At 59.3% G+C, this 11,868-nt stretch carries 12 protein-coding genes and 1 tRNA gene; 4 read left to right on the forward strand and 9 right to left on the reverse strand.

The annotated features are described in order from the left end of the window. Positions 1-1,071: 1,071 nt before the first annotated feature. From RAE19_RS12315 to RAE19_RS12335, 5 genes are all read right to left on the reverse strand, one after another. Positions 1,072-1,146, reverse strand: a tRNA-Arg gene (locus RAE19_RS12315). A gap of 55 nt (positions 1,147-1,201) precedes the next feature. Then, positions 1,202-2,416: a vWA domain-containing protein gene (locus tag RAE19_RS12320; protein ID WP_313875160.1), complete on the reverse strand. Its 1,215-nt coding sequence runs from the start codon at positions 2,414-2,416 to the stop codon at positions 1,202-1,204. Positions 2,417-2,426: 10 nt separating this feature from the next. Beyond that, a complete protein-coding gene (locus RAE19_RS12325) occupies positions 2,427-3,023 on the reverse strand; it encodes a GNAT family N-acetyltransferase (protein ID WP_313875161.1) in 597 nt (198 codons plus the stop codon). A gap of 4 nt (positions 3,024-3,027) precedes the next feature. Then, a complete protein-coding gene (locus RAE19_RS12330) occupies positions 3,028-3,249 on the reverse strand; it encodes a hypothetical protein (RefSeq protein WP_313875162.1) in 222 nt (73 codons plus the stop codon). 10 nt (positions 3,250-3,259) lie between these two features. Beyond that, positions 3,260-4,114 carry an AAA family ATPase gene (locus RAE19_RS12335; RefSeq protein ID WP_313875163.1) on the reverse strand — a complete coding sequence of 285 codons (855 nt, stop codon included), beginning with the start codon at positions 4,112-4,114 and terminating at the stop codon, positions 3,260-3,262. 120 nt (positions 4,115-4,234) lie between these two features. Here RAE19_RS12335 and RAE19_RS12340 point away from each other — a divergent pair, with 120 nt between their 5' ends. Further along, on the forward strand, positions 4,235-4,900 hold the full coding sequence (locus RAE19_RS12340; RefSeq protein WP_313875164.1) for a c-type cytochrome: 666 nt from the start codon (positions 4,235-4,237) through the stop codon (positions 4,898-4,900). Between the two features lie 60 nt (positions 4,901-4,960). Here RAE19_RS12340 and RAE19_RS12345 read toward each other — a convergent pair whose 3' ends face one another. Continuing rightward, complete coding sequence (locus RAE19_RS12345) at positions 4,961-5,431, reverse strand: hypothetical protein (protein ID WP_313875165.1); 471 nt, start codon at positions 5,429-5,431, stop codon at positions 4,961-4,963. Between the two features lie 138 nt (positions 5,432-5,569). On the opposite strand from RAE19_RS12345, the gene lplT reads away from it, so the two are divergent. Beyond that, entirely contained in the window at positions 5,570-6,802 is a 1,233-nt protein-coding gene (gene lplT, locus RAE19_RS12350) for a lysophospholipid transporter LplT (RefSeq protein WP_313875166.1), read from the forward strand. Between the two features lie 63 nt (positions 6,803-6,865). Then, complete coding sequence (locus RAE19_RS12355; protein WP_313875167.1) at positions 6,866-8,149, forward strand: glycosyltransferase family 4 protein; 1,284 nt, start codon at positions 6,866-6,868, stop codon at positions 8,147-8,149. On the opposite strand, the gene asd is transcribed toward RAE19_RS12355, so the two are convergent. Next, positions 8,093-8,974, reverse strand: a complete 882-nt coding sequence (gene asd, locus RAE19_RS12360) for an archaetidylserine decarboxylase (protein ID WP_313875168.1) — start codon at positions 8,972-8,974, stop codon at positions 8,093-8,095. The two genes, RAE19_RS12355 and asd, sit on opposite strands and share 57 nt — an antisense overlap. Before the next feature lie 41 nt (positions 8,975-9,015). Here asd and RAE19_RS12365 point away from each other — a divergent pair, with 41 nt between their 5' ends. Beyond that, the gene (locus RAE19_RS12365) at positions 9,016-10,680 is read left to right on the forward strand and encodes an aminotransferase class III-fold pyridoxal phosphate-dependent enzyme (protein ID WP_313875169.1); all 1,665 of its coding nucleotides are present in this window, start codon (positions 9,016-9,018) and stop codon (positions 10,678-10,680) included. 35 nt (positions 10,681-10,715) lie between these two features. Here the strand turns inward: RAE19_RS12365 and RAE19_RS12370 are convergent, their stop codons facing one another. Both RAE19_RS12370 and RAE19_RS12375 read right to left on the reverse strand, forming a co-directional pair. Continuing rightward, positions 10,716-11,330 (reverse strand): hypothetical protein, encoded by a 615-nt coding sequence (locus RAE19_RS12370; protein ID WP_313875170.1) that lies wholly within the window; start codon positions 11,328-11,330, stop codon positions 10,716-10,718. Positions 11,331-11,423: 93 nt separating this feature from the next. Next, positions 11,424-11,858 (reverse strand): DUF1841 family protein, encoded by a 435-nt coding sequence (locus RAE19_RS12375; RefSeq protein WP_313875171.1) that lies wholly within the window; start codon positions 11,856-11,858, stop codon positions 11,424-11,426. Positions 11,859-11,868 lie beyond the last annotated feature (10 nt).

Here is an 11,868-nt window from a genome sequence, read left to right on the forward strand (position 1 = left end):
GCTGTCGGCAGGAATGAAGGAACCCGCAGAGCGCATCCAAGTGCTTCATTCGTAAGGAACTGTCAACCGTGGAGGGGGTGGCGTGATCAGAGGTCTAAGCGCTTGTCCACTAGGGCGCATTCCCCAATACCTCCTGCGTTCTGCTGATTGCTAAGGCCAAGTTGAGTGCGGAGACGCGGCCAATCTACATACGAGACTTGAATGCTCGCAATACGGCTCGAAGTGATGGCGCAAATTCGGCGCTTAAAAAGGTACCAGTCTCAAATATCAGGTCCATACCGCGCCGCCACCCATTCAATGTCACCAGTTTCGTTGAGGGGTAGCTGAACGGCGAACGGGTAATGGTGGGTCAGAGGGGCCTACTGTTAGTGCAAACTTGCAGGTTTGGCACCAGTAGTGGAACTGCTGAGTGCCCAGCTTTTTCGATTGCAGGACGGTGACTTTTCCAGCGTTGTTGCAGGATGGACAGGCAAAGTGTTCCACGCAGGTTTGCTCGTCATTTGAGTACCTGTAGAGATACTTCCCAGGCTCTACCTCGTGTAGTGTGTAGGAGTCGAGTGCAGCCTTGGCCACCTCGTTCTGTCGAACCTGCTCTCGCAACACCGCAACCTGGTGTAGCAATTCAAGACGTTCTGCCTGCGCGTCACCTAGCTTGGATTGAGTATCCAGTATTGCGCCCTGAATTTCTATCAAGCGACCTTTCAGCTCATGGTCCACTGCTGCCGCAGTCGCCCCCTTAGCAAGGAGAAATAGAGCCTTAATGCTTTCCTGTGCAGCTGCGAGTGTTGTTATGTCCATCGCGTAAGTCTAATGGTGGGTTCAACTGCCCACAAGCCACTTGCTTTCGACTACGCCGCTTTGTTAAACCCCTATTTCAATTGGAAAGAGTTTTGAACAAGTCTCTCTATTTAAACGCACATTTCGCATTTCATTAACGCCCCATTTCGGCCTTCTGGCTTTGGCGAAGGGTGTTGATGGCAGGGGGGTACAAAATCTCAAGCGAAAAGCTGAATAACTTGCAAAGACAAAAGAAAAAGCCCGCAAGGCTTTGGGTGCTTGCGGGCTTTTGTTTGGTGCCCTCGACAGGAATCGAACCTGTATCTGCCCCTTAGGAGGGGGCCGTTCTATCCATTGAACTACGAAGACCGGACGCGGGATTGTATCGGGCGGCGGGGCTCCAGCGGCGGAAGTGGCGTGGGCCTTACTTGGTCAGGTGCCGCATGGCCTCTTCCAGGCCTTTGAGGGTGAGGGGGTACATCTTGTTGTGCACCAGCTGCTGGATGACCGCGATGCTCTGGCGGTACTGCCAGACGCCTTGGGGCTCGGGGTTAATCCAGGCGAATTTGGGGAACGCGCTCATCAGCCGCTGCAGCCATTCGGCGCCGGGCTCTTCGTTGTTGTATTCCACGCTGCCGCCGGGCTGCAAAATCTCGTAGGGGCTCATGGTCGCGTCGCCCACAAAGATCAGCTTATAGTCCTTGTTGTACTTGCGGATGATGTCCCAGGTGTCGAACTTCTCGGCAAAGCGTCGGCGGTTGTTCTTCCACATGAAGTCATAGACGCAGTTGTGGAAGTAATAAAACTCCAGGTGCTTGAACTCGGTCTTGGCCGCACTGAACAGCTCTTCCACCCGCTGGATGTGGTCGTCCATGGTGCCGCCCACATCCATCAGTAGCAGCACCTTGACGTTGTTGTGCCGCTCGGGGCGCATTTTGATGTCCAGAAAGCCGGCATTCGCCGCCGTCTTGCTGATGGTCTCGTCCAGGTCCAGCTCGTCTTCATGGCCTTCGCGGGCGAACTTGCGCAGGCGGCGCAGCGCCGCCTTGATGTTGCGGGTGCCGAGTTCCTGGGTGTCGTCGTAGTCTTTGTAGGCGCGCTGGTCCCAGACCTTCACGGCGCTGCGGTTGCGGCTCTTGTCCTGCCCGATGCGGATGCCCTGCGGGTTCTGTCCGTAAGCGCCAAAAGGGGATGTGCCGCCCGTGCCAATCCACTTGCTGCCACCCTCGTGGCGTTCTTTTTGTTCTTCGAGGCGCTTCTTGAGCGTCTCCATCAGCTCATTCCAGCCCATGGCCTGCAGCTTGGCTTGCTCTTCAGGTGTCAAAAACTTCTCGAGATTTTTGCGCAGCCACTCGGCTGGAATGTCTTTGGTGAAATCGCTGACGTGCTCGATGCCCTTGAAGTAAGCCCCAAAGGCCCGGTCGAACTTGTCGTAGTGCTTCTCGTCCTTGACCAGTGTGGTGCGGGCCAGAAAGTAGAAGTCGTCAATGCTGTAGCCGCTGGCCTCGCCCTCATCATCCGCCGGTTGCGTGTTGGGTCCTACCACTCCTTTTTGCAGCGCCTCGAGCAGCGTAAGGTATTCCTTGACCGAGACGGGTAGCTTGGCGGAGCGCAGGGTGTAGAAGAAGTCCAGCAGCATGGGGGTGCCCTCAGGTGCGCGGTTTGTCCAACAGGTACAAGAGCTGTGCCTTCACTTCAGGCCACTCGCCGCTGCGCAGGCTGTACATCACGGTGTCGCGGATGGTGCCGTCGCGGCGCAGGGCGTGGCCACGGATCACGCCGTCTCGTCTGGCGCCCAAGCGCTCAATAGCGGCTTGGGACGCGAAATTGAAGTTGTCGGTGCGCCAGCCCACCACATGGCAGCCCAGCGTCTCGAAAGCGTGGGTCAGCAACAGCAGCTTGGCGGTGGTGTTGACGTGGCTGCGCTGGCTGCTTTTGGCGTACCAGGTCCAGCCGATTTCCACGCGCTTCACTGCCGGCACGATATCGTGGTAGCTGCTGCAGCCCAGCACCTTGCCGGTGGCCGTTTCTGTGACGGCGAAGGCAAAGCGGTTGCCAGCCTCGCGCATGGCGAGCGCGTCTTCGATGTATTTGCGGGTGTTTTCCGGCTCGGGGACCGAGGTCACGCGGATATTCCAGAGCTCGCCGTCGGCCGCGGCAAGGCGCAAGCCCGCTTCATGCTCTAGCGCCAGTGGCAGCAAAGTGATGCCGCGGGCACTCAGGGTGACGGGTTCGACGAATGCCATGGGCTTAGTCTGCCTTGTCCTGGTTGCGATTGCGCCAGCGGCGCGCAGCCTGAAGGCCCAGTCCCCCGCCCACACCCACCAGCACAATGCCGCCGATGCTGGCGGCTCCGTAGCCCTGTGCGAATACATCAAGTCCTAACAAGCGGCCCAACCAGAAGCCTAGCAGTGCACCACCCACAAAGCCTATGGCGTCGGATAGGCCTTCAATCAACGGATTATTTTTCATCGGGTCTAGCTCAGCGGTTGTGGCGTTGCATGAACATCAGCTTTTCAAACAACGTGACGTCTTGTTCGTTTTTCAGCAGTGCACCCACCAGCGGGGGCACGGCCATTTTGTCGTCCTTGCTTTGCAGGGCTTCGGCCGGAATGTCTTCGGCCAGCAGCAGCTTGAGCCAGTCCAGCAGTTCGCTGGTGGATGGCTTCTTCTTGAGGCCCGGCAGGTTGCGCACCTCGAAGAAGGTTTTCATGGCGGCGCTGACCAGCTCTTTTTTCAGGCCGGGGAAGTGCACATCCACAATACTCTGCATGGTGGCCGCATCTGGGAACTTGATGTAGTGAAAGAAGCAGCGGCGCAAAAAGGCGTCGGGTAGCTCTTTCTCGTTGTTAGAGGTGATGAACACCAGCGGCCGGTGCTTGGCCTTGATGAGCTGGCGTGTTTCGTAGCAGTAAAACTCCATGCGGTCGATCTCGCGCAACAGGTCGTTGGGGAATTCGATGTCGGCCTTGTCGATTTCGTCAATCAGCAGCGCCACGGGCTGGTCGGCGGTGAAGGCCTGCCACAGCACGCCCTTGATGATGTAGTTGTTGATGTCTTTGACGCGCTCACCGCCATCCACATCCGAGAGCTGCGAGTCGCGCAGGCGGCTCACGGCATCGTACTCGTACAGGCCCTGCTGGGCCTTGGTGGTGGACTTGATGTGCCACTGCAGCAAGGGCATGCCCAGGGCGTCAGACACCTCTTCGGCCAGCATGGTTTTGCCGGTGCCTGGCTCGCCCTTGACGAGCAAAGGGCGCTGCAGGGTGATGGCGGCGTTGACCGACAGCATCAGGTCCTGGGTGGCAACGTAGTTGGAGGTACCGGTGAATTTCATAGCAAAAGCGTCTGTGTTGCTGCTTGATAGCGATCAAACATAGGGGTTCTACGGAGGGCCTTCTCGATATAATGGTTTCACAAAACCACCACGTCATCACTCTGTGATTGTCATCGCAAAATGAACAAACTTCTCTTGTCGCTGTCCGCCGCGCTTGTCGCTTCTGTGACCGTTTTCGCTGCTCATGCTGAGGGTGTGCAGGGTGATGTGAAGGCGGGAGCCAAAAAGAACGCCATGTGTATTGGCTGCCATGGCATCGTGGGTTACCAGTCCAGCTTCCCTGAAATCCACAAGGTCCCCAAGATTTCCGGGCAAACTGGCCAGTACATTGCGGCCTCGTTGAATGCCTATAAGAAAGGCGAGCGCAAGCACCCCTCCATGAAAGGTATCGCTGCCTCCTTGACCGACCAAGACATTGCTGACTTGGCGGCTTATTACGAAGCCAGCGGTGTGGTGGCCGGTACCCCTGCATTGGGCAAAGCGCCGGCAGCCTCTGAAAAGGTCAACGCACTGCTGACCAAAGGCAACTGCGCTTCCTGCCACGGCGAGTCTTTGAGCAAGCCTATCGACCCGACTTACCCCAAAATTGCCGGCCAGCACAGCGACTACCTGTTTGTTGCGCTCAAGGCTTACAAAGTCGAAGGTAACGCCAACATCGGTCGTGGCAACGCCATCATGGGTGGTATCGCCAAGCAGTTCAGCAACGCTGAACTCAAAGAGCTGGCGAATTACGTGGGCTCCTTGCCCTCCGATTTGCAAGTGGTGCCGCAAAACCGATTCAAGTAATCGTCACTACCTCCCTCACCTCAAAGCCGCTGTTTCAGCGGCTTTTTGTTTGGGGGCGCGTTAAACCCGTACCGGGTGGATCGGGATGACAGGCTTGCCTTGCCCGCCCGCGACGTAGTAGCTGGGGCATTGGTATCGGGCAATGTCATGGCCGTGGAGCGGAAACGAGCCGCAGTTGGACCAACGGCGCAGCGGGGAGTGGTAAATGCCGCACTGGAATTTTTCTGCGCCTGCAGGCTCCAGAAACATGCACTGGTGGTTCATGCAGCAGTTGCCGCACTGCACGCATTCACCTTCAATGTGCTCCGGCACTTGTTTCACCTGGCCGGCCACGTCCCGGAAGTAATGTAGTGCAGGGCCTTGCCGCAGCGCCTGAATATGGGTCAGCGTTTTGCGCATGGTGGTCCGGTAGCGGAGCAGGTATCGCCGCCGCCAAAACACCAGGCTGGCCACGGCCGGAGCCACCGGAACGCTGAGATACGCGCAGCCAATCAACGCATGGGTGGCCCAGTGGGCAAGTCGGTGTCGCACGGCAGGCTCCGGTAGCAAGTTTCGCAGCATGCTAGGGACGGATTGCGGCAAATCCATGACACGGCTGCGTCACGAGGGCGTGTCACGCAGGCTTCATAACCCACGGGCAGCATGCGCAGCTTTACTTTCCGCAACGCTATGCCGAACTCCAGTCGCCCCATGCCCCGAGCGTTCTACTTGTTGTTGGGTGTTCAATTTCTCTCCACGCTTGCGGACAACGCGTTCTTGATTGTGGCGATCGCCCGGGTGATGGAGTTGGCAGAGGCGGATTGGCGGATACCGATGCTCAAAATCGGCTTCACCGTGTTCTATGTGGTGTTGGCGCCGTTTGTGGGGCCCGCGTCAGATGCATTCCGCAAGGGGCGGGTGATGGTGTTATCCAACGCATTCAAGGTGATTGCCATGTTGCTATTGCTGCAGGGGGTGGACCCTCTGCTGGCCATTGCAGTTGCAGGGTGGGGCGCCGCGCTCTACGCGCCGGCGAAATACGGGTTGATGACCGAGTTGCTGCCGCCTGCAGCATTGGTGCGGGCGAATGGATTTTTTGAAGGGGCCACGGTGTGTGCCGTTATCTTGGGCACGGTTCTGGGGGGGCTCTTGATCAGCCCTTTATTGCTGACCTGGCAGCCCGCTGAGGGCAGTGCTTATGCGGGTGGCATGTGGGTCTTGCTGCTGTTGAACAGTATTGCGATGGTGGTGTGCCTCTGGATCCCCGATAGCGGTGCCCGCTACGACGCCCATTCGATTCACCCGCGTACGTTGGTGTTGCGGTTTTGGCGCGAAAACCTGGTGCTCTGGCGCGACAAGGTCGGGGGCATGTCCATGGCGGTTACCACCTTGTTGTGGGGGGTAGGCGCGACGCTGCAACTCGTGGTGTTGCGTTGGGCGCACGAGGCGTTTGGCCTGCCGTTGGATCAAGCGGCCTACCTGCAGGGGGTAACCGCTCTGGGTGTCGTGGTCGGGGCCATGGCTGCGAGCCGATTTGTGGTGCTGGAGCGTGCTGTCCATCTGCTACCACTAGGGCTGTTACTGGGTGTCGTGATACCGATGATGTTGTGGGTGCAGTCGATTTATGCCGCCGCGGTGCTGATGATTGTGGTGGGTGCCATGGCGGGTTTTTTTGTGGTCCCCATGAATGCGCTGCTGCAGCATCGGGGTTACACCTTGCTCACAGCGGGGCGCTCGATTGCGGTGCAGGGTTTTAATGAAAACGCAGGCATGTTGGTCATGCTGATGGTCTACGCCGGTGTCACGGCGCTCAACCTGCCTTTGCACACCTTGATATGGGGCTTTGGCGTCATGGTGGTTGTGGGGATGGCGCTGGTGTGTGGGCTCTACCGCGGGCAATGGTGGCCACTGCGGGTGGCGTGAGCGACGCCAAACTGTCAAAAAAGCATCATCAAGTTGTTATGTGGGGTACCTAGTCTCGGGTGTGTGAAAACCTCCGACGACCTCCTCATCGAGTCCTTCGCTCCGCAGCTCTCCAGTTTGCGGATTGCCGTCGTGACAGAAACCTTCCCCCCTGAAGTCAATGGCGTGGCCATGACGCTGGGGTGGCTCGTCAACGGCATGCTGCAAAAGGGCCATTCGGTGCAAGTGGTGCGACCGCGCCAATCGCGCGAGCAGACCACCTTGCAGCACGAGGGCCTGGACGAAGTGCTATCCAAAGGCGTGCCATTGCCCGCCTACGGTGAGCTGCGATTCGGCATGCCCTCCAAAAGCCGCCTGATCAAACTCTGGGGGGAGCGCCGGCCCGACATCGTGCATGTGGTCACCGAGGGCCCGCTGGGCTGGTCCGCGGTAGCGGCAGCGCGCAAGTTGCAGCTCCCCATCACCAGCTCGTTTCACACCAATTTTCAGAGCTATTCGCAGCACTATGGCATTGGCCTTTTGAAGACGCCTATCGAGTCTTACCTGCGCAAACTGCACAACCGCACCCAAGCCACCATGGTGCCCACCCGCAGCCTCGTGCAGGACCTCACCGCACGCGGCTACGAGAACGTGACCTTGCTCTCGCGTGGTGTGGCGCTGGAGCAGTTCGGCCCGCAACACCGCTCGGATGCGCTGCGCCGCCAATGGGGCGTGCAGGGCGATGAGCCGGTCATCCTGCTGGTGGGGCGCTTGGCCAAAGAGAAAAACGTGGGGCTGGTGCTGGCCGCGTTCCGCGCCATCAAGGCCCGTGTGCCGGATGTGAAGCTGGTGTTTGTGGGCGATGGCCCCCTGCGCAAGGCGCTGACCGAGGCGTGCCCGGAAGCCACCTTTGCCGGTGTGCAAAAAGGCGGCGACCTCGCGGCGCACTATGCCTCGGCCGACCTGTTTTTGTTCCCCAGCATGACGGAGACCTACGGCAACGTGGTGCCCGAAGCATTGGCCAGCGGGCTGGCGGTGGTGTCGTACGACTGTGCCGCAGCGTTGGAGCTGATTGAAAGCGGTAACAACGGGGTGTTGGTGCCTACAGGCGACGACGTGTCTTTCGTCAATGCCGCAGTGCAACTGGCGGTGGATCCTGAACGCATCGCACGTTTCCGCGCGGCGGCTGCCAAAGCCGTGGCCGACCGCAGCTGGGATGCGGTGGCCGATACGTTTTTGCACACTTTGCGCTCGGTGCTGGAGCGCCATGGACGGCCGTTTGCTTCCGTCCCCGCGAGCAGGGCGAACGCCTCAGGCCTGCCAGCGAAGGAGCGGCTGGCCCATTCGCACGCGCGACCCCTGCTCTAAGCCTGCGTCGAGCGCAAAGCCTTTGGGCGCCAGCACGATCACGGTGGAGCCATGCTGAAACCAGCCCATTTCCTGCCCGCGCTCGAAGCTCGCGTTACAGGCAATCTTTTTGGGGCCGGTGTATTTCAGGTGAAACAACACATCCAGAAAGTGCAGCCGGATGCTGGCTACCAGCACTGCAGCCACCGGAACCAACGCCACCCGTTGTCCCTGCAATGGGCCGGGTCCATTCAGCCGGGTGCCGATGAAGGCGCGCTCGTTTTTGCAGAACAGTTTTTCCACCCGCTTGAGGGCAATCGGGTTCACGTTCCAGGTGTCGCCCGAGAAGTAGCGCACTTCGTCCACGGTGCAGTCGTGGGGCGCGTGGAAGCGGTGGTACATGCTGGATGTCAGTCGCAAGGTCACAAAGCTACCGTCACGCCATTCGCTGACGTCGGCGTCCGGGCCCAGCAGGTCTTCCAGGGTGTACGGAAAGCCTTTGGCCTGGAACACGCGGGTGCCTTCGATGGGGCCGCTCGCGCCAATGATGGCGTCGACCGGGCTGGTCATGGCATCCACATCTTGCGATACGGGACGGGCGCCGTCTTTGAGTTCGCGGGTGAAGCAGTCATGCATGCTGGAAAAGCGCTGCTTTTTGGCTTCGCTCAAGTCCAGGTCGCTAAAGAACTTCCAGATGCCGATAGAGGCATCACGCACCAGCGGCTGCTCGATCTTGCTGAACCACCCCAGAAAGCGGGTGAGCGCCTGGCGCGGAATGCGGTTGGTCAGTAGGAAGTTCATGTCTTCCTGGCTGAGGATTTTTTGAATCTGTGCACGTAGTTGCATGGTGATTGTTGATAGTGAAGTTGGATTGAAAGGTGAATGTCGTGAATGAATCTCTAGAACTCCAAACCCTGCTGCTGGCTGGCGTGGGCACGGCGGCAGCCATAGCGGCTTTGCGCAAACTGAAGGCGCGCGCCGAGCTGTCGCTGGCCAAGCACCGCTCGCTGGCAGGCCATCCGCGTAATGCGCGTTTGTTGGCTTCTTTGCTGCCCAACTACAGCTATGACGAGCACCAGGTTTTCGCCGTAGACGGCGCGCCAGTCGATGTGGTGGCACGCCGCAAAGCGGCATTTGCCGCACTGGTACAAGGCATTGCGCAGCGTTACCCCAAGACCCTGGAGGCGGGCGCCTCGGTGATCGATGGCTTGTCGGACATGCAGTTCGTCAGTGCCTACCGCGTGCCTTACCAGTTCAAGTCCATGGTTAAGCAGGGCTTGAAGATTGGCTCGTTTTTGCAGTCGTCTTCCGGCGTCACCGTGACCGATCTGGACGGCAATGTGTTCATCGACCTGACCGGTTCCTATGGCGTGAACCTGATGGGCAATGACTTTTACAAGGAGTGCATTGACGAGGGTGCTGCCATTGCCCGCGACCTCGGCCCTGTGCTGGGCGCATATCACCCGATCATGGTGGACAACGTGCAGCGCCTGCGCAAAGCCTCGGGCATGGATGAGATGTCTTTCCACATGTCCGGCACCGAAGCGGTGATGCAAGCGGTGCGCCTGGCCCGCTACCACACCGGCCGCAAGAAGCTCGTGCGTTTTTGCGGGTCTTACCATGGCTGGTGGGGCGATGTGCAGCCCGGCATCGGCAACCCGATGACGGCCAAAGACACCTTCACCTTGTCCGAGATGGGCGAGGGCACTCTGCGGGTGCTGCGCAAGCGCCGTGACATTGCCTGCATCTTGATCAATCCCTTGCAGGCCCTGCACCCCAACATGCCGGCGCCGAGCGACGGCTCCTTGCTGGACGGTTCGCGCAAAGCCGGGTTCGACAAAGCGGCCTACGCCGCGTGGCTGCAAACTCTGCGCACGATTTGCGATGAGCGCGGTATTGCGCTCATCTTTGACGAGGTGTTTGTCGGCTTCCGCCTGGCGCCCGGTGGCGCTCAGGAATACTTCGGCGTGCGTGCCGATATGGTGACCTACGGCAAGACACTGGGCGGCGGGCTGCCCATCGGCGTGTTGTGCGGCAAGCGCGAATGGATGCGCCGCTTCCGTGAAGACGCTCCTGCCGATATTTGCTTTGCCCGCGGTACGTTCAATTCGCACCCCTATGTGATGGGCGCCATGAATGCCTTTATGCGCAGGCTCGAAACACCCGAGGTACAAGCGCTCTACACCGATCTGGACGGTGTTTGGAACCGCCGCGCATCGCAGCTCAACCATGCCATGGAGAAGGCGGGCTTCCCGGTCCGTGCGGCCAACCTGTCGACCATCTGGACCGTGACCTACACGCAGCCCGGCTGCTACCACTGGTTGTTTCAGCACTATTTGCGTTTGCAAGGGCTGGCCTTGAGCTGGGTGGGAACCGGTCGCATGATCTTCAGCCTGAATTTCAGCGATCCGGACTTTGAGGAGGTAACCCGCCGGTTTGTGGCGGCGGGTCAGGCGATGCAGCAGGATGGCTGGTGGTGGACCGATGGCGCCCAGACGCACAAGGCCATCAAGCGCCGCATCCTGCGGGAGATGCTGGCCGCCAAGTTCTGAGCCGCAGAGGGCCGGAACCTGGCGACGGGTTCCGGTCAGGTGGGTGCGTGGTCCATATTGCCGCGGGGCTCAATGAGTTCGCCGCGCATCAGGGCCAGAGGTGCCTTGTAGTAAAGCTTGATGTCGTGGAAAGGGTCGGTGATGATTTTGGTCATCCACACCAGACCGGACATCACGTCCTTGATGAAGAAGAGGTGCACGGTGCGGAAAATCAATCCGCCCACGCCCACGGCCAGCCAAAGTTCGCCGGTGTGACGGGCAAATGCTTCAAAGCCGGTGGTGGCCTCGTAGTAGCCGAACAGGGTCGGGTCGATCCAGAGCATCACCGGGGCTGCGGCCCAGATGGCCATGAGCACCACTTTGCGCTGCAGGTTGTAGCCGACTTTGATCTCTTCTTTGTATTCGTGGGTGGCCTTGTTGACTTCGTCGTAGCCCCGCGGTTCAAAGAAAAAGTGGCCGGATTGGCGTGCCGTCATCGAGATCAGCCAGGCGACCAAAGCCGCTACGGCGGGGTCTTTGAAGAGCAGCGCATAGGCCACCACAAAGCTGATCGCGCTGACCAAGTGCAAAGACTGGTTGATGCGGCTGTGGTGGTAATAGCGGTGGTCATCCCAGCGCTGGATTTTGAGTTGCTTGAAAAATTCCTGCATGGACAGAGTCTCCTGAAAACAGAAGATTCATGCTATCGCCGCATGATGGCAGCGGCGTGACAAGGTCCGTGACAGTTGCGTGAAAGCGCTGGCTCAGTCTTTGGTGGCGTGGCGCTGCACGCAGTCAATATAGGCATTACCGTCGGGTGGCCGGCCGGCCCGCTGGCTTTCCCAGAGCATGGTGCCCAAGCACTCCATGGTTTCGTGGTGGGCCTGGTGCAAAGAGTTCCGTTTGTGGGTCAGCAGCTCCACCGCCTGCCGGATGCCCCGCGGCTGGTCGATGCTGCACTGCTCGCTGATCGACAAATGCATGCTCAAGTGCAAAAAAGGGTTGGTGCGCCCTTCGGTCGCCTCGTACACCGTGGCCAGTGCGGTGTCCAGGTTGGCAAAGTCTTCGCGGTACTCGGGGTGCTCGTCCATCCATTGCGACGCTATGATTTCGATAGCTTCAAGTGATTGACCCGCCTTGGCTTTGGCGTAGGTGGAGCAGAAAAATCGACGTACGTCTTCTTGGGATGGATTGAACATGGGCTCAAGG

It is taken from the genome of Rhodoferax potami (assembly GCF_032193805.1).
Lineage (GTDB): Bacteria > Pseudomonadota > Gammaproteobacteria > Burkholderiales > Burkholderiaceae_C > Allorhodoferax > Allorhodoferax potami_A.

What these genes read in the sequence shown, in the direction of transcription:
- RAE19_RS12325 (WP_313875161.1), bottom strand. Translation starts at nt 3,023, where the DNA reads ATGGCATTCGTCGAACCCGTCACCCTGAGTGCCCGCGGCATCACTTTG.
- RAE19_RS12330 (WP_313875162.1), bottom strand. Translation starts at nt 3,249, where the DNA reads ATGAAAAATAATCCGTTGATTGAAGGCCTATCCGACGCCATAGGCTTT.
- RAE19_RS12320 (WP_313875160.1), bottom strand. Translation starts at nt 2,416, where the DNA reads ATGCTGCTGGACTTCTTCTACACCCTGCGCTCCGCCAAGCTACCCGTC.
- asd (WP_313875168.1), bottom strand. Translation starts at nt 8,974, where the DNA reads ATGCAACTACGTGCACAGATTCAAAAAATCCTCAGCCAGGAAGACATG.
- lplT (WP_313875166.1), top strand. Translation starts at nt 5,570, where the DNA reads ATGCCGAACTCCAGTCGCCCCATGCCCCGAGCGTTCTACTTGTTGTTG.
- RAE19_RS12370 (WP_313875170.1), bottom strand. Translation starts at nt 11,330, where the DNA reads ATGCAGGAATTTTTCAAGCAACTCAAAATCCAGCGCTGGGATGACCAC.
- RAE19_RS12375 (WP_313875171.1), bottom strand. Translation starts at nt 11,858, where the DNA reads ATGTTCAATCCATCCCAAGAAGACGTACGTCGATTTTTCTGCTCCACC.
- RAE19_RS12340 (WP_313875164.1), top strand. Translation starts at nt 4,235, where the DNA reads ATGAACAAACTTCTCTTGTCGCTGTCCGCCGCGCTTGTCGCTTCTGTG.
- RAE19_RS12335 (WP_313875163.1), bottom strand. Translation starts at nt 4,114, where the DNA reads ATGAAATTCACCGGTACCTCCAACTACGTTGCCACCCAGGACCTGATG.